Annotated in this window: 15 protein-coding genes and 1 pseudogene; 10 read left to right on the top strand and 6 right to left on the bottom strand. The window is 69.2% G+C overall.

Annotated features, from left to right (window positions below; translation table 11 throughout):
- Positions 1–132 precede the first annotated feature (132 nt).
- Genes qcrB through ctaE form a run of 4 tightly spaced genes read right to left on the bottom strand, consistent with a single transcriptional unit; the run spans position 133 to position 4,374 of the window.
- Positions 133–1,776, bottom strand: coding sequence for a cytochrome bc1 complex cytochrome b subunit (qcrB, locus tag ACKOQ4_RS06480; protein WP_526290012.1), 1,644 nt, complete (start codon positions 1,774–1,776; stop codon positions 133–135).
- Positions 1,773–2,924 (bottom strand): cytochrome bc1 complex Rieske iron-sulfur subunit, encoded by a 1,152-nt coding sequence (gene qcrA, locus ACKOQ4_RS06485; RefSeq protein ID WP_526290014.1) that lies wholly within the window; start codon positions 2,922–2,924, stop codon positions 1,773–1,775. Before qcrA ends, qcrB begins: the two co-directional genes overlap by 4 nt.
- Positions 2,921–3,727 carry a cytochrome bc1 complex diheme cytochrome c subunit gene (qcrC, locus tag ACKOQ4_RS06490; protein WP_526290016.1) on the bottom strand — a complete coding sequence of 269 codons (807 nt, stop codon included), beginning with the start codon at positions 3,725–3,727 and terminating at the stop codon, positions 2,921–2,923. Before qcrC ends, qcrA begins: the two co-directional genes overlap by 4 nt.
- 35 nt (positions 3,728–3,762) lie before the next feature.
- Positions 3,763–4,374, bottom strand: a complete 612-nt coding sequence (gene ctaE / locus ACKOQ4_RS06495) for an aa3-type cytochrome oxidase subunit III (RefSeq protein WP_526290018.1) — start codon at positions 4,372–4,374, stop codon at positions 3,763–3,765.
- 131 nt (positions 4,375–4,505) lie between these two features.
- On the opposite strand from ctaE, the gene trpD reads away from it, so the two are divergent.
- A complete protein-coding gene (gene trpD / locus ACKOQ4_RS06500; RefSeq protein WP_526290153.1) occupies positions 4,506–5,579 on the top strand; it encodes an anthranilate phosphoribosyltransferase in 1,074 nt (357 codons plus the stop codon).
- Here the strand turns inward: trpD and ACKOQ4_RS06505 are convergent.
- Positions 5,517–7,346 (bottom strand): annotated as a pseudogene (locus tag ACKOQ4_RS06505) (DEDD exonuclease domain-containing protein); the annotation flags it as partial. The gene trpD and the pseudogene ACKOQ4_RS06505 overlap by 63 nt on opposite strands.
- Before the next feature lie 124 nt (positions 7,347–7,470).
- On the opposite strand from ACKOQ4_RS06505, the gene ACKOQ4_RS06510 reads away from it, so the two are divergent.
- From ACKOQ4_RS06510 to ACKOQ4_RS06550, 9 genes are all read left to right on the top strand, one after another.
- Positions 7,471–7,701, top strand: a complete 231-nt coding sequence (locus ACKOQ4_RS06510; RefSeq protein ID WP_526290020.1) for a hypothetical protein — start codon at positions 7,471–7,473, stop codon at positions 7,699–7,701.
- Between the two features lie 168 nt (positions 7,702–7,869).
- Positions 7,870–8,988, top strand: coding sequence for a peptidoglycan hydrolase RipC (gene ripC / locus ACKOQ4_RS06515; protein ID WP_526290022.1), 1,119 nt, complete (start codon positions 7,870–7,872; stop codon positions 8,986–8,988).
- 46 nt (positions 8,989–9,034) lie between these two features.
- Positions 9,035–9,817 (top strand): hypothetical protein, encoded by a 783-nt coding sequence (locus ACKOQ4_RS06520; RefSeq protein ID WP_526290155.1) that lies wholly within the window; start codon positions 9,035–9,037, stop codon positions 9,815–9,817.
- A gap of 13 nt (positions 9,818–9,830) precedes the next feature.
- Positions 9,831–10,979, top strand: a complete 1,149-nt coding sequence (locus ACKOQ4_RS06525; RefSeq protein WP_526290024.1) for a glycosyltransferase family 4 protein — start codon at positions 9,831–9,833, stop codon at positions 10,977–10,979.
- A gap of 43 nt (positions 10,980–11,022) precedes the next feature.
- Positions 11,023–11,403, top strand: a complete 381-nt coding sequence (locus tag ACKOQ4_RS06530) for a polyketide cyclase / dehydrase and lipid transport (RefSeq protein ID WP_526290026.1) — start codon at positions 11,023–11,025, stop codon at positions 11,401–11,403.
- Between the two features lie 73 nt (positions 11,404–11,476).
- Positions 11,477–11,911 (top strand): SRPBCC family protein, encoded by a 435-nt coding sequence (locus tag ACKOQ4_RS06535; protein WP_526290028.1) that lies wholly within the window; start codon positions 11,477–11,479, stop codon positions 11,909–11,911.
- A gap of 44 nt (positions 11,912–11,955) precedes the next feature.
- The gene (locus ACKOQ4_RS06540) at positions 11,956–13,212 is read left to right on the top strand and encodes an ArsA family ATPase (protein ID WP_526290030.1); all 1,257 of its coding nucleotides are present in this window, start codon (positions 11,956–11,958) and stop codon (positions 13,210–13,212) included.
- 19 nt (positions 13,213–13,231) lie between these two features.
- Positions 13,232–13,630: a hypothetical protein gene (locus ACKOQ4_RS06545; RefSeq protein WP_526290032.1), complete on the top strand. Its 399-nt coding sequence runs from the start codon at positions 13,232–13,234 to the stop codon at positions 13,628–13,630.
- 109 nt (positions 13,631–13,739) lie between these two features.
- Entirely contained in the window at positions 13,740–14,480 is a 741-nt protein-coding gene (locus ACKOQ4_RS06550; protein ID WP_526290034.1) for a lysophospholipid acyltransferase family protein, read from the top strand.
- On the opposite strand, the gene ACKOQ4_RS06555 is transcribed toward ACKOQ4_RS06550, so the two are convergent.
- Positions 14,422–15,729, bottom strand: coding sequence for a glycosyltransferase 87 family protein (locus ACKOQ4_RS06555; protein ID WP_526290036.1), 1,308 nt, complete (start codon positions 15,727–15,729; stop codon positions 14,422–14,424). The two genes, ACKOQ4_RS06550 and ACKOQ4_RS06555, sit on opposite strands and share 59 nt — an antisense overlap.
- Positions 15,730–15,853: the final 124 nt, after the last annotated feature.

Consider the following 15,853-nt stretch of genomic DNA (forward strand, 5'->3'; position numbering starts at 1 on the left):
CACACCGAGTCCCCCCCCCCCCCCCCCACCGGTACCGGTCACGGTCCCGGCAACGCCCGCACCCCCCGGTCCCCCCCCCGGTGCGCCCCGGCCCCCAGCCGCCGGGCGGGGGCCCTTCTCGAACCGGCGGGGCTACCGGGAGTAGCTGCCGTTCCCGTTCCCGTTGGGCTCGTGGTCCTGGTACTCCTTGAGCGCCGTCAGGGCCCGCTGCTCGGAGGCGTGTGCGGCCTCGTTGAGTGCGGCGTCCTCGACCGCCGGGTCGGCGGTCAGGAAGCTGCCACGGCCAGGCTTTCCGGCCATGCCCAGCTTGTTCATCCGCTTGGGCAACGCTGCGCCCTCGTACTCCAGCGGAATCGGGTGGCCGTGATCGTCGACCGGCCCCAGCGGCTGGTGCAACTCGATGTAGGCGCCATGCGGCAGACGCTTGATGATGCCGGTCTCGACGCCGTGCTCGAGCACGTCGCGATCACTGCGCTGCAGTCCGACCGCCCAGCGGTAGGCGATGAAGAAGGCCAGCGGCGGAATCACCAGCATCCCGATCCGGCCGATCCAGGTGGTCGCGTTCAGCGAGATGTGGAACTTGTAGGCGATGATGTCGTTCATCGCGCTGAAGGTCAGCACGGTGTAGAACGCGATCGCCATGGCCCCGATCCCGGTGCGAACCGGGACGTCACGCGGACGCTGCAGCAGGTTGTGGTGGGCGTCGTCCCCGGTGAAGATCTTCTCCAGGAACGGGTAGATGATCATCAGCAGGAACACCACGCCCATGATCACCGCAACCCAGACGGCGGCCGGGATGGTGTGGTTGCCGATGTAGATCTCCCACGGCGGGAACAGCCGGATCAGGCCGTCGGTCCAGAGCATGTAAAAGTCCGGCTGCGAGCCGGCCGACACCTGGGAGGGCTTGTAGGGACCCAGCACCCAGATCGGATTGATCTGCAGCAACCCGCCCATCAGACCGAGGATGCCGATGACCATCGCGAAGAAGGCGCCGGACTTCACGGCGAACACCGGCAGTACCCGCACCCCGACGACGTTGGTCTCGGTGCGGCCCGGGCCGGGGAACTGGGTGTGCTTCTGGAACCACACCAGGGCCAGGTGAGCTCCGATCAGAGCGAGCATGATCCCGGGGAAGATCAGGATGTGCACGGCGTAGAGCCGCGGCATGATGATGTTGCCGGGGAAGTCACCGCCGAAGATGGCCCAGTGCATCCAGGTGCCGACCAGGGGCAGGCCCAGGGTGATCGACGACAGCGCCGCCCGGATCCCGGTGCCGGAGAGCAGGTCGTCGGGCAGCGAGTAGCCGAAGAAGCCCTCGAACATCGCCAGGATCAGCAGCAGCGCGCCGATCATCCAGTTGACCTCGCGGGGCCGGCGGAACGCGCCGGTGAAGAACACCCGGGCCATGTGCACCATGATCGAGGCAGCGAAGAGCAGCGCCGCCCAGTGGTGCACCTGACGGACGAACAGACCGCCCCGCACCTCGAAGCTGATGTTCAGCGCCGTCTCGTAGGCCCGGGACATCTGGATGCCGCGCAGCGGCTGGTAGACGCCCTCGTAGGTGACCTCGGCCATCGACGGGTCGAAGAACAGCGTCAGATACACCCCGGTCAGCAGCAGGATGATGAAGCTGTACAGCGCCACCTCACCGAGCAGGAACGACCAGTGGGTGGGGAACACCTTGTTCAGCTGCCTTCGCAGGGCAGCCGCCGGGTGATACCGCGAATCGATGTTGTCGGCAGCCTGCTCCAGGCGGTCGGCGACGCTTGTGCTCATGATCTGCGCTCCCAGAATGCCGGTCCGACGGGCTCGATGAAGTCGCCGTTGGCGACCAGATACCCGTCTTCATCGATAGTAATGGGCAACTGCGCCAAGGCGCGAGCGGCCGGTCCGAAAATCGGCCGTGCGAAGTGCAGTGCATCGAACTGCGACTGGTGGCACGGGCACAGGATCCGGGAGGTCTGCTGCTCGTAGAGCGAGGACGGGCAGCCCAGGTGCGAGCACACCTTCGTGTAGGCGAAAAGCTCGCCGAAGTTGAAGCTCTCCTGGCCCTGGCGTTTGACCACCCGTGCCATGTCGACCGGCTTGATGCGGATCAGCATGACCGGATTGCGCACGCCCATCGAGATGTGGGTGAGCCGCTCGTGCGACTCGACCGTCGTCCCGTCGCCGTCCTCCTCGCGCCAGGGGAACACCGTCTCCATGCCGCCGGCGTCGATGTCCTCGGGCCGGATCTTGGTGAACGGCGATTCCCCCGGCAGGCCGGTGGCACGGCCCAGGTAGATGGTTTCGCCGGTGTAGCGCGGAGTCCAGTCCGAGGTCCACAGCACGGCCTTGAGGCCGTCGGCGGTCTGGACCACAGGCTTCCAGGGGTTCTTGATGAGGCCGCCGACGAACGCCACCAGGGCGCTGAGGCCGAAGGCACCGACGCTGATGCCCGCCGCGGCGCCGATGATCTTGCGGCGCTTGATAGTCGAGGTCTCGAAGGCGTTTACCAGGGTTGCCGCGGTGGCCTTTCGCTCCACCTCCGCGGAGGCGCCGTCGTGGCGGTCCTGGATGGAGATCTCCTCCGGGATAAAGCGCTTCTGGAAGAGCACCGCACCGATACCGATGGCCATGATCGACAGCCCGAAGGTAATGCCGTACATGGGAGTCGTCCAGGAGTAAAGCAGGTTGCCCTTGACGCCGTAGGGCTTGTACTGCCATGGCCAGAACAGGAAGACCAGCAGCAGCGCCAGGCCCATGAAACCGCCGAACAGCAGCCAGCCCGCGACCAGCCGCTCCGAGCGTTTCTCCGCACGGGTTCCCGGGACCGGCCAGCGGTCCTCTTTCAACACCGTCTCGACGCCGTCCAGCCGAGCGCCCAGTGCGGTCAGCTCCTCGTTGGACATCCGCGAGAGGTCCTCGCCCTGGTGCTCGCTCATGACCGTGCCCCGATCCACATCGCGACCGCGATCGCGGCCGCCATTCCGACGACGAAGATTGTGACGCCCTCAGATGCCGGGCCGAATCCGCCGAGACCGTAGCCGCCCTGGTTCATCGTCTGCGAGGACGAGCGAACGTAGGCGACGATGTCCTTCTTCTCCTCCGGGGAGAGCTGGCGGTCGGAGAACTTCGGCATGTTCTGCGGGCCGGTCAGCATGGCCGTGTAGATCTGCGCCGGGGTGGCAGGATCCAGGCCCGGCGCGTACTTGCCCGAGGAGAGCGCGCCGCCGCGGCCGGTGAAGTTGTGGCAGGACGCGCAGTTCAGCCGGTACAGGTAGCCGCCGCGGGCCACGTCGTTGCCGATCAGCGACTCGTTGGCGATCTGGCCGTTGGCATCGCGCGGGACCAGCGGGCCGCCGCCCATGCTCTGCACGTAGGCGGCCATCGCGTCGGTCTGGGCCAGGTCGAAGATCGGGTCCTTGCGGGGGGCTTGCGCCTCCCCGCGCATTGCCGGCATCCGGCCCGTGTTGACCTGGAAGAAGACCGCAGCCTCGCCGACGCCGACCAGGCTCGGCCCGCGGCCCTCGACGCCCTGCAGGTTGGCGCCGTGGCAGGTGATGCAGGCCGTCTCGTACAGCTGCTGGCCGGTGCGCAACAGCGCCGACTGCGATTCGTCGGCAACGGCCACCTGGGGCTTGGGCGTCAGGGTGGCGGCCAGCACGCCGGCCAGGGCGAGGCCGAAGAGCAACAGGACGGCGCCGGTCAGCCGGCGATGCAACCGCCGGCGCGACTTGCCGCTCATGCCCGATCCGATCGTGAGCATCGAACCCCTTTTCATCAGCGGATGAAGTAGATCGTCGCGAACAGGGCGATCCAGACGATGTCGACGAAGTGCCAGTAGTAGGACACCACGATCGCCGCCGTCGCCTGGGCTGGAGTGAACTTGCTCATCTTGGTGCGGAGCAGCAGCAGGACGAAGGCGACCAGGCCGCCCACCACGTGCAGGCCGTGGAAGCCGGTGGCCATGTAGAACACGCTGCCGTAGGCACTGGAGGCGATGGTCGTCCCGTGGGTGACCAGGTGGTGGTACTCGTAGGCCTGGCCGAGGACGAAGAAAAATCCCATCAGGAAGGTGATCACGTACCAGCGGCGCAGCCCGAAGACGTCCCCGCGTTCGGCGGCGAAGACGCCCATCTGGCAGGTGAAGGACGACGCGATCAGCACCAAAGTCACCGGAACTGCCTGGTAGAGGTTCAACTCCGTGGGCGGCGGCGGCCAGGCCCCGCCCGACTGGGAGCGCGCGGTGAAGTACATCGCGAACAGTCCAGCAAAGAACATCAGTTCACTGGAAAGCCAGACGATGGTGCCGACACTGACCATGTTCGGCCGGTTCAGCGAATGCACGCGCGAGGTAATTGCAGTTCCGGAGGTGCCCACAGCGCTCGTCACAAAGAGAAGTATGACGCTTTGTAGTTGTCGAGGTATAGGCAGGGGCGGAATTAGTCCGAACAAGTTTTCCGCCGCCCCCTCTCGGCGTTGGTGGCAGATGCCCCACGTGGGACGATCGGACCGTGACAACCCTGTCCTCAGACCCGGCCGGTGGCCCGCCGGCTTCGACATGGCCGCAGGTCCTGGGCCGATTGACGACGGGCTCGGAGCTGGTGCCCGGTCAGGCGGCCTGGGCGATGGACCAGATCATGTCGGGGTCGGCGACCCCGGCGCAGATCGCGGCTTTCGGCGTGTCGATGAAGATGAAGTGCCCCTCGGCCGCGGAGGTCCGTGAGCTGGCCGACACCATGCTCGGCTACGCGCTTCGGGTTCCCACCGACGTCATCGGCACCGACACCGTTGACGTGGTGGGCACCGGCGGTGACGGATCCAACACCGTCAACCTGTCCACCATGGCCGCGATCGTGGTGGCCGCCTCCGGGGTGCCGGTGGTCAAGCACGGGAACCGCGCCGCCTCGTCGCGCAGCGGCGGGGCCGACATGCTCGAGGCGCTCGGAGTCCGCATCGACCTGGGGCCCGAACAGGTCGCACGGTGCGTCGCCGAGATCGGGATCGGGTTCTGCTTCGCGCCGGTGTTCCACCCGTCGTACAAGTACGCGGGCCCGCCCCGTCGTGAGATCGGCGTCCCGACGGTGTTCAATATCCTTGGGCCGCTTACGAATCCGGCCGTGCCGCGGGCCGGCCTGATCGGCTGCGCGTTCGGCGAGCTGGCCGAGGTGATGGCCGGGGTGTTCGCGTCACGGCGGGCCAGCGTGCTGGTGGTGCACGGTGACGACGGCCTCGACGAACTCACAACCTCCACGACCAGCACCATCTGGCGGGTCCAGGCGGGCACCATCGACAAGATCACCTTCGATCCGCTCGGGTTCGGATTCCCGCGTGCCCGGGTGTCTGACCTGGTAGGCGGTGATGCCGAGGCCAACGCCGAGGAGGCCCGCGCGGTGTTCGGCGGGGCAACCGGCGCGGTGCGCGACGCGGTGGTCCTCAACGCGGCGGGAGCCATGGTCGCCCACGCCGGCCTATCCAGCCATGCCGAATGGCTGCCCTCCTGGGAGACCGGTCTGAGCCGGGCCGCCGAGGCGATCGACTCCGGCGCGGCGGGGCGACTCCTCGACCTCTGGGTGGAATTCACCCAGCGACTGTGAGGGGTGGAATTCACCCAGCGACTGTGAGGCCGCGCACTTTGCCGAGTTAGCCCTTTTCGCCCAGTCCTTCCATCGCCCGGCGGAATAGCGTGGTGTTGCGAAACCCTCTGTGGCGCAAACGATCCTGACTCCAGGCTGGGCGATCCAGCGGGCGATGAGCGAGGTCTCCTCGACCAGTGCGCCACCCAGCGGCGCCGGCTGTGGCAGCACCACCTGGGCCGCGCTGCGCAGCGCCTCGACAACCGGCATCGGCGGGACGCCCCGGCGCGCGCGCCCCGCCGCGGCGAGCTGACCGTGCCGAACCACCGCCAGCTGCCAGCCGCCCCGGCCGTCGGGCGCGGCCGCGACCAACTCCGAGACGCCGGCCAGGGCGCGCAACCGCTGGCCTCGCCACAGCACGTCGACGGCCACCGCGGTGAGGTCACGAAGCCGTGCGGCGTTCTCGTAGCGGGCGCGGGCGGCAAGCTCGCCGACCTTCTCGACCGCGGCGGCCAGGGGGGCGTCGTCCAGCCCGTCGATCAGGTCGGCGGCGCGCCGCGGGGCCGGCGCGTACCCCGCGGCCGTCAGGCCCCGCCGGGCCGGGCACGGCGCGACCTCGCGGTCCGGACAGTTGGGCCCGTGCTCGGCGGTGCGGCCGAGTCGGCCGGTGCAGGTCCGGACTGAGGTGAACCGGGCGATCAGGCCGGCGGTGTCGGCGGCGTCCGCACGCGATCGAAACGGGCCCAGGGCGCGCTGCTGCTGCGGCCCGCGGACCACGGACAGCCGCGGGAACGGCTCGTCGGTGAGTACCACCCACCACCACCGGTGCGGAAAGCGCGAGCGGCGGTTGTAGGGCGGGGCGTGGGCCGCAAGCAGACGCAGTTCGCGCACCCCGGCCTCCAGCGCGTGCGCGCATTCGACGTGGTCCACGGCGGTCGCCAGTGCCACCATCTCCTTGATCCGGCCGCGCGGATCGGCGCCGGTGAAGTACTGGCCGACACGACGGCGCAGGTCGCTCGCGGTGCCGACGTAGAGCACCTCATCGCGGGGGCCGCGGAACAGGTAAACGCCGGGCTGGTGCGGAAGATGCTGTGCCAGAGTTCTTTTGGCGCGCTGAGCGGTCGTCACGGCGGGTAGGTAAGAGCGCAACTCGCGATAGCTTCCGACACCCTGATTGCCCACTCGCTCGATGAGTGCGTGGAGCACGTCGACAGTGGCGCGGGCGTCGTCGAGCGCCCGGTGGGTGGGTTCGGTGGCGGATCCGACCAGCCGGGCCAGCGCGGCGAGCCGGACGCTGGGCGCCTCCTCGCGGGTCAGCACCCGCCGGGCCAGCCGCACGGTGCACAGCACCGGTGGCCGCGGCCAGTCGATCCCGCACTGCTCGGCGGCCGACCGCAGGAATCCGACGTCGAAGCCCGCGTTGTGCGCCACCAGAACGGCCCCGCGGGCGAACTCCAGGAACATCGGCAACACCGCGGAGATGGTCGGTGCGTCGCAGATCATCGCGGTGGTGATCCCGGTGAGCTCGACGATCTTCGGCGGAATGCTGCGCTGCGGGTCGACCAGGGTGGCGAACTCGCCGATCACCTCACCGCCGCGCACTTTGACCGCCCCGATCTCGGTGATCGCGTCGTGCGCGCCGTGGCCGGCGGACTTGGCCCGGGGGCCGGTGGTCTCCAGGTCGACGACCACGAAGGTGGTCTCGCGCAGGGGAGCATCGGCGGCGCCGGGCTGAAATCCCTCGGCGTCGCCGAAGCTCAACTGGGCGGGGGAGTGCGATCCGGCCACGGTCTGGACCGTAGGTGGGGATACCGACAAGGCCCCGGCGCGACACTCTGAGAATCTGTCGGAGGGTCGCCATATGGTTCACGGCAGTTCAGTCACCGACCACCGCCTGATGAGGAGACCGAAGATGGCGCAGCACACACCGGAGCCGGATGAGCCGGTTGTCATCGACTGCGACGAGTGCGCGGTGCGTGGCCCGGGTTGTCGGGACTGCGTGGTCAGCGTGTTGCTGGGAACGCCGGAGACTTTGCTGGAAGACGAGCGGGCAGCCTTGGAGGTGCTCGCCGAAGCGGGTCTAGCCCCTCGGTTGCGGCTGGTCCCCATCCGCCGGGACACCGGGTCAGGTCTGGCCGGCTAGCTCGGGTGCCGTGGGGCTGTTGTGATCGATGTGGCACCGGTTCTACGGGAATTCTCAGCGGTCCCGATGGACAAAGCCGATGCCGTTTCGTAACCTATCTGAGACCTAAAGCACACGGACCGGCGGCTCGACGTGTTGAGTCGACTGCAGTCGTAAGGATGCGAAGTCTTGAAGCTGGAGCCATTTTTCGTGAGGAAACACGCCGTGCGCAAGCCGGCGGCGGCAGCTGTCGCGGGAGTTTTGGCGCTCTCTGCCGTATGGGCAGGCGCGGCGGCCGCCGACCCGGCCGAGGACGCGCTGGCCAAGCTCAACGAACTCTCCCGTCAGGCCGAGCAGCTCACCGAGACCATGCACACGGCGCAGCTGGACCTCGACAAGAAGGTCGCGCTGCAGAACGAGGCTGACAAGAAGCACGCCGACGATCTGGCCGCCCTCGACGCCGCCAGGGCGCACCTGGAGACCTACCAGACCGCCGTGAACAAATTAGCTGCCGCCGTATACATGGGCGGGCGCACCGACGGCCTCAACGCGATCCTGACCGCCACCTCACCGCAGAACCTCATCGACAAGATGGCCGTGCAACGGGTGATGGGCATCGAGATGGCCGAACAGATGCAGGGCTACCGTCAGGTCAGCGAAGAAGCGGTCACCGTCGAGGCCGCCTCGGCACAGTCCGCCGCCGAAGCCAAGGCCGCCGCCGATGAGGCCGCCGCCGTGCGGGCCGAACTTCAGCGCAAGCAGTCCGAGTTGCAGGTCCAGATCGCCGCGGTCAAAGCCCGCTACGCCATGCTCACCCCCCTCCAGCAGGCAGTCCTGGCAGCCCCGGCGGCTCCGCCGCCGTCGGTCCTCGCCGCCGCCGCACCCGAGCCCGCGCCCGAGGCCGCCGCGCTGGGCGATGTCGCCTCGCTGGCCGCCCTTCCGATCCCGGGCCCGGGCAGCGGAGCGGGATCCACCGCTGTGCAGGCCGCGCTGACCCGGCTGGGTGACCCCTACGTCTGGGCGGCCGCGGGCCCCGACGCCTTCGACTGCTCCGGCCTGGTCATGTGGTCCTTCCAGCAGGCCGGAGTGTTCCTGCCGCATTCCAGTCAGGCGCTGGCCGCGGGCGGTCAGCCGGTGTCGATGGAACAGATGCAGCCGGGGGATGTGATCACCTACTACTCGGATGCCTCCCACGTCGGCATGTACGTCGGCGACGGCATGATGGTGCACGCCTCGACCTACGGAATCCCGGTGGCCGTCGTTCCGGTGAACAACGCCCCGATCTACAACGTGCGCCGGTACGGGTAACAACGTCCGCCGGTCCGCCCTGGCCGGGGTGCTGGCCGCCCAGTTGATGGCTGCGTCGGCCTTCCTGGCCGTCCAGTCCGCCGACGGCGTGACGGGCCGGCAGCCGCCCGGGACCGCCGCATCGTCGCAGACTCATCGGAGCGTCCGCGCGGTAAGCCTTGGAGGCGCCCGAACCGATCTCCTGCTCAACAGGGTCCGCGCTGAGATCGGCGGTGCCGTCACGGACGTCGAGCGGTTCTGGGGTACCGACTGGACGTCAGAGATCGTGGTGGTCGCCACCGACACCGAACGGAGCTTCGTCACCGAGGCGCGCCTGGACCCGGCCCGCCGCTGGAACGACATCGCGGCGGTCGCGGTGGCCGACCGGGCCGACCCGGTCCGCGGGCAGGCGGACGGACAGCGAATCGTGCTCGCGCCAGGTGCCTCCGACATGTCCGACACCGCGCTGCGACTCGTGTTGACCCACGAGCTTTTTCATCTGGCCGCCCGTGCCGAGACTGCGCTGGACGCGCCGCGGTGGCTGACCGAGGGTGTCGCGGACTTCGTCGCCCGGCCGGCTACGCCGATACCGCCGAATGCTGCCGACAACACCGCGTTGCCCGCCGACGCCGACCTCGACCGGGCCGGCCCGGGCCGATCAGCGGGCTACGACCGGGCGTGGTGGTTCGCCCGGTTCGTCGCCGATGATTTCGGCACTGACGGCCTGCGCCGGCTGTATGCCGCTGCCTGCGGACCCGGCCACGGCGACCTGCCTGCCGCGGCCCGTCAGGCGCTCGGGGTCGACATGGCCGAGTTGCAGGCCCGCTGGGCCCGTTGGCTGACCCGATAGCCTCATAACTCCGATGACACGGATCCTGCTGGTCACCAATGACTTTCCGCCGCGCCGCGGCGGTATTCAGTCCTACCTCGAGCAGTTCGCCAACCGGCTTGCCCGCACCGGCGAGCATCAGCTCACCGTCTACGCCCCGCAGTGGAAGGACGCCGACGCCTACGACCGCGCGGCTCCGTTCCCGATCGTCCGGCATCCGGGCACCGTGATGATTCCCGAGCCGGGCGTGGACCGCCGGATGCGCCGTCTGATCGGCGAACACGGCATCGAGACCGTGTGGTTCGGGGCGGCCGCGCCGCTGGCGTTGCTGGCGCACAGGGCACGCGGCGCCGGCGCGCAGCGGGTGCTTGCCTGCACGCACGGGCACGAGGTGGGCTGGTCCATGCTGCCCGGCGCCCGATCGGCGCTGCGTCGCATCGGCGACGGCGCTGACGTCATCACCTACGTCAGCCGCTACACCCGCGGCCGGTTCGCCTCGGCGTTCGGCCCCCGGGCCCGCCTCGAGCACCTGCCCCCGGGAGTGGACACCGCCCGGTTCCGGCCGGATCCGCAGGCCAGGGCCGAACTACGGGCCCGCTACCGGCTGGGCGAGCGGCCGGTGGTGGTGTGCATCTCGCGGTTGGTGCCGCGGAAGGGCCAGGACATGCTGGTCAAGGCGTGGCCGGATATCCGCCGGCGGATCCCCGGCGCCGCCCTGGTGATCGTCGGCGGAGGCCCGTACGCGGAGACCCTGCATCGACTGGCCGCCGATAGCGGAGTCGGAACCGAGGTGGTGTTCACCGGCGGGGTACCGGGCGCCGAACTGCCGGCCCACTACGCGATGGCCGACGTGTTCGCGATGCCGTGCCGGACCCGCGGTGCCGGTCTGGACGTCGAGGGACTCGGCATCGTGTTTCTGGAAGCCTCGGCCACCGGTGTCGCCGTGGTGGCCGGAGACTCGGGCGGCGCCCCGGAGACCGTGCTCGACGGCCGGACCGGCCGGGTCGTCGACGGGCGCTCCCGCGACCAGGTCGTGGGCGTCATCGCCGATCTACTGGCCGACCCGGCGACCGCCCGGCGGATGGGGGAGGCCGGCCGGCGCTGGATCGGCACCGATTGGGACTGGGACACCCATACCGCGCGTCTGGGCGAACTGCTGCGGGTCGGCCCGGCTCGGCCCTGACCCCGTCGGCGGCCGACGGGCCGGCCTGTGTAAAGCTCTGGCGATGAGCAGCATCCAGGTCGCCGACGAGACATTCGTCGCGGCCGGCTCCGAGGCGGTCGGCCGGGCGGTGGGCGACCGCGGCAACTGGCGGCGGTGGTTTCCGGACCTTCGGCTCGCCGTCGTCGAGGACCGCGCCGGCAAGGGCGTCAGATGGACAGTGGCCGGCCCCCTGACCGGAACCATGGAAATCTGGCTGGAGCCGGTGCTGGACGGGGTGATCCTGCACTACTTCCTGCACGCCGAGCCGACCGGTGCGCCGACAGCCCAGCGCGAGACAGCCGCCATGACGCACCGGCGGCGGGTGGCCGGTAAACGGATGGCCTTCGAGGTCAAGAATGACCTGGAGGCCGGACGCCCGGTAGGTGTGGCACCGACGGCGTAACGGCCTCCGAGGGTACGGTTTGGAACGGGACCGGTCGTGGGTCCCGCAGGGTGACGGGGTGAGCGGTAATCAGGTGGCTGACAAGACGGCGCAAACGATCCATATCGATGCGGATCCCCGCACCGTTATGGCCGTCATCGCCGACATCGGCTCCTACCCGGAATGGGTGTCGGAGTACACCGAGACCGAGGTTGTCGAGAGCGATGCCGAGGGCTACCCGAAGGTCGCCAGACTGGTACTGGACGCCGCGGTGCTCAGCGACACCATGGTGCTCGAATACGACTGGCCGCCGGATCGGGCCTCGGTGCGGTGGTCGTTGGTGTCCAGCACCCTGCTGAGGGCCCTCGACGGCGCCTACACGCTGACCCCGAGCGGACGCGGGACCGAGGTCACCTACGAGTTATCGGTGGACCTGACAGTGCCGATGATCGGTCTGCTCAAGCGCAAGGCGGAGCGCCGGCTGACCGAGACCGCGCTCAAGGACCTCAAGAAGCGGGTCGAGGGCTGAGCGTGAACAGAAGCGGGATCGGAGAAGCGGGAACGGTGGATGACGTGAGCCGACCGACCGGGGTCCGGATCGGTTTCTTCGTCGGCAAGGGCGGGGTCGGCAAGTCGACGCTGGCCTCGGCAACAGCGGTGCAGGCGGCACTCAGCGGTCAGGCGGTACTCGTGGTGTCTACCGACCAGGCGCATTCGCTCGGTGACGTCCTCGGCGTCGCCGTGCAGCCCGGCTGCGGCGCGGAGCCGGTACGGATCCTGACCGAGGAACAGGGGGGCGAGACCGGCGGCGGTCACCTCGACGCGCTGGAACTGGACACCTTGAAACTGCTGGAGTCGTTCTGGCGCCACGCCGCTCCGGTTCTGGCATCTCGCCTTCCGGAGTCCGACCTGGAACGCATTGCCCCCGAGGAACTTTCGGCGATCCCTGGGATCCAGGAGGTGCTGGGACTGAGCGCGGTCGCCGAACTGGCGGCCTCGGGCCGGTGGGACTACGTCGTGGTGGACTGTGCGTCCACCGCGGACGCACTGCGGATGCTCACCCTGCCGGCGTCGCTTTCGCTCTACCTCGAACGCGGCTGGCCCCGGCATCGGCGACTGTCGGCGAACACCGAGGATCCCAGGACCGCGGCACTGGTCGCCATGGTCGAGGCCGCATACGGCAGCGTCGAAGCCCTGACGGCACTGCTGACCGATCAACGGGTGGGCGCACACCTGGTGCTGACCCCGGAACGGGTGGTCGCCGCCGAGACCGTCCGAGCGCTGGGTTCGCTCGCTGTCATGGGCGTCCGGGTCAACGAGTTGATCGTCAATCAGGTTTTGTTCCAAGATGATTCGTTCGAATACCGAAACCTGCCCGAGCACCCCGCCTTCGACTGGTACTCGGCCCGGATCTCCGAACAGCAGGCGGTGCTCGACGAACTGGTATCCGCGGTCGGCGAGGTTCGGTTGCTGCTCACCCCGCACCTGGCCGGCGAGCCGATCGGACCCAAGGCGCTGGCTCAGCTGCTTGACGAGGCCCGCCGCCGCGACGGCTCGACCCCGCCCGGGCCGCTTCGCCCCGTTGTCGACCGGGAGTCCGGCGAGGGTCTCGATGCGGTGTACCGGATGCGGCTAGAGTTACCCCCGCTCGACTCGAGCCGGCTGAGCCTGGGCCGGGCCGGCGACGACCTGATCATCAGCGTCGGCGGCCTTCGCCGGCGGGTCCGGCTTGCATCCGTACTGCGGCGCTGCGTCGTCGCCGGTGCGGCTCTGCGCGGCAACGAGTTGACCGTTCGGTTCCGACCCGACCCGGAGGTGTGGCCCAGATGAGCCAGGAGGCGCATCGCGCATGAGCGAAGCCGGCCACCCCGAACTCGGGCCCGAATTGCGGCAGCTGGCCCGTGCCATCCTCGAGCGTCTGGACCCCGCGGTCCGGGCGGCCGCAACCATGGCGACCGAGGCGCTGCGCGGACCGGGCCGTTGCCAGCAGGTGTGGTGTCCGGTGTGTGCACTGGCGGCGCTGGCCAGCGGCGAGCAACATCCCTTGCTGGGTGTGATCGCCGAGCACAGCGTCGCGCTGATGTCGGTGGTGCGAACGATGGCGGCCGACCCGCAGGGCCGCGCCGAGGATTCCCGGCCGGCGGAGGACCCCCTTCCGGAGCCCTCCGGCGAGGCCGCCCCGCGGTCGTCGAACGGGAGTTACCACCACATCCCGATCGTCATCGAAACGGTCGGCGCCGACGACTGAGCAGCCTGTGGATTGGCCGTGAACCGGATCTTCCCGGTGGTTCGGCCAGTGGGTGGATGGGTACAGTGAGACACATCAACCAGGCCGCCGCGCATGAGAGGGAGGGATCATGTGGTACTGGCTTTTCAAGTACATCTTCATGGGTCCTCTGCTGTCGTTCCTCGGGCGCCCGAAAGTCGAAGGCCTGGAACACGTTCCGCCGTCCGGGCCGGCCATCCTGGCCAGTAACCACCTCGCGGTGGCCGACAGCTTCTTCCTGCCCCTCGTGGTGCGCCGCCGGATCACCTTCCTGGCCAAGTCCGAGTACTTCACCGGGAAAGGAATCAAGGGCGCTTTCAACCGGTGGTTCTACACGGTGGCCGGCCAGGTGCCGATCGACCGGACCAACGCCGACGCGGCTCAGGCCGCGCTTGAGACCGCCCAGCGGATCCTGGCCGACGGCAAGCTGCTCGGCATGTACCCGGAAGGAACCCGCTCGCCGGACGGCCGGCTCTACAAGGGCAAGAGCGGGCTGGCCAGGCTCGCGCTGGAAACCGGAGTCCCGGTGATTCCGGTCGCGATGATCGGCACCGACGTCGTCAACCCGCCGGGGTCCAGGATGTGGCGCTTCGGCCAGGTGACCGTCCGGTTCGGCAAGCCGATGGACTTCTCCCGATTCGACGGGATGGAGGGCAATCGCTTCATCGAGCGGGCGGTGATCGACGAGGTGATGTACGAGTTGATGGAACTGTCCGGCCAGGAGTACGTCGACGTCTACGCCGCGACGCTCAAGCAGGCCGGTGTCAAGACGGCTAAGCCGGCCGGACCAGGTCAGCCGTCCGCGCGGATCCCCCAGACTGCCGCAGGCTAGCCGCCGGCGGCGCGGACCGCAGTCCCGCGACCGCGATCAGCGCCAGCGCCCACCACACGTAGGACATGCCGAGCAGTTGGCGCCACCAGGAAGCGTCGGCTTCGTGGTGCTCGGGCATCAGGCCGATCGGTGACCAGACCGTCAGCGCAACCCCGGCCGCGCAGATCAGTCCCAGCACGGCATCGCGGCGCCGGGCAGCCGATACGGCGGTCACCACGATCGCCGGCAGCGTCCACACCCAGTGGTGCGACCAGGACACCGGCGAGACCACCAGGCCGAACAGGGCAACGCAGACCAGCGCCAGGGTGGGCTCGCCGGTGGCCAACACCCGGCGCACCGCCCACACCGTCAGCCCCAGCACTGCCAGGCAGGCTGCGGTCCACACCGCGAAATGAGTGCTGCCGTCCAGGCCGAGCCGGGCCAGCGCCCCGGCCGCGTTCTGATTGGTGTTGAGGGTCGGGGTGCCGATCCGCTGGGTGTCGTGCACGGTGACGGTCCAGTACTGCACCGAGTCGCGCCACGCCAGGGCGAAGCCGACCGCCGTCGCGGCCACGAACGAGAGCAGCGCGGTCAGCGCGGCGCGGAAGTCGCGGCGGAGCGCGAGGTAGAGCAGGAAAACCGCCGGGGTGAGCTTGAGTGCGATCGCCAGGCCGAGCAGCAGTCCGCGCGGCCAGGGCGTGCGCCGGGGGACGCAGTCGGCAATCACCAGGGTCATCAGGATGACGTTGATCTGGCCGAAGGAGAAGTTCGCCCCGATGGGCTCGAGCCACCAGACCGCCAGCGCCACCGTTCCAGCCGCCAGCCAGCTCCGGCGCAGCCAGGGCGGCCCCGTGTGGCCGGGCCAGTTCTCGGCCACACCCAGCCGGGTGAGCACGATCCAGGTCGACACCATCAGCAGCAACCAGGTGATCGCGGTGGTCGCCACACTGGCCGCCGGCAGCGAGACCAGCGCGAACGGGGCGAAGATGATCGCCGCCAGCGGGGGATAGGTGAACGGCAGGTCCAGGCCGCCCTGGGTGTGGAATATCGCCCCGTCGGCGTACAGCGGGCGGCCCTGCAGCCAGGCCTGCCCACCCATGCGGTAGACGTCGGTGTCAATGCGGTAGGGGATGTGGCCGAAGAGCATCCAGCCGGCATGCGCGACCGCGACGGCGATGAGCACCTGGGCCAGACGCCAGAGAATCGGCCGGCGCCCGGATCGGCTCCGCCCTACGGCACTGCCCGAGTCGGGCGATTCCAGCCTGCTCATCTCCGCACAAGAGTATCCGGCAGCAACCCCCGGAAGCCCGCAGGCGTATTTTCTAGCCGTGCCGTCAGCCGCGCTACCCGCCCTTTTCGCCGGCCTCCACTTCGACGTCGTCGCCCCTGGTCGA

The organism is Mycobacterium sp. (genome assembly GCF_046095365.1).
Taxonomy (GTDB): Bacteria; Actinomycetota; Actinomycetes; order Mycobacteriales; family Mycobacteriaceae; genus Mycobacterium.

What these genes read in the sequence shown, in the direction of transcription:
- qcrB (WP_526290012.1), bottom strand. Translation starts at nt 1,776, where the DNA reads ATGAGCACAAGCGTCGCCGACCGCCTGGAGCAGGCTGCCGACAACATC.
- qcrA (WP_526290014.1), bottom strand. Translation starts at nt 2,924, where the DNA reads ATGAGCGAGCACCAGGGCGAGGACCTCTCGCGGATGTCCAACGAGGAG.
- qcrC (WP_526290016.1), bottom strand. Translation starts at nt 3,727, where the DNA reads ATGAGCGGCAAGTCGCGCCGGCGGTTGCATCGCCGGCTGACCGGCGCC.
- ACKOQ4_RS06510 (WP_526290020.1), top strand. Translation starts at nt 7,471, where the DNA reads ATGGCGCAGCACACACCGGAGCCGGATGAGCCGGTTGTCATCGACTGC.
- ACKOQ4_RS06520 (WP_526290155.1), top strand. Translation starts at nt 9,035, where the DNA reads ATGGCTGCGTCGGCCTTCCTGGCCGTCCAGTCCGCCGACGGCGTGACG.
- ACKOQ4_RS06525 (WP_526290024.1), top strand. Translation starts at nt 9,831, where the DNA reads ATGACACGGATCCTGCTGGTCACCAATGACTTTCCGCCGCGCCGCGGC.
- ACKOQ4_RS06530 (WP_526290026.1), top strand. Translation starts at nt 11,023, where the DNA reads ATGAGCAGCATCCAGGTCGCCGACGAGACATTCGTCGCGGCCGGCTCC.
- ACKOQ4_RS06545 (WP_526290032.1), top strand. Translation starts at nt 13,232, where the DNA reads ATGAGCGAAGCCGGCCACCCCGAACTCGGGCCCGAATTGCGGCAGCTG.
- ACKOQ4_RS06550 (WP_526290034.1), top strand. Translation starts at nt 13,740, where the DNA reads ATGTGGTACTGGCTTTTCAAGTACATCTTCATGGGTCCTCTGCTGTCG.
- ACKOQ4_RS06555 (WP_526290036.1), bottom strand. Translation starts at nt 15,729, where the DNA reads ATGAGCAGGCTGGAATCGCCCGACTCGGGCAGTGCCGTAGGGCGGAGC.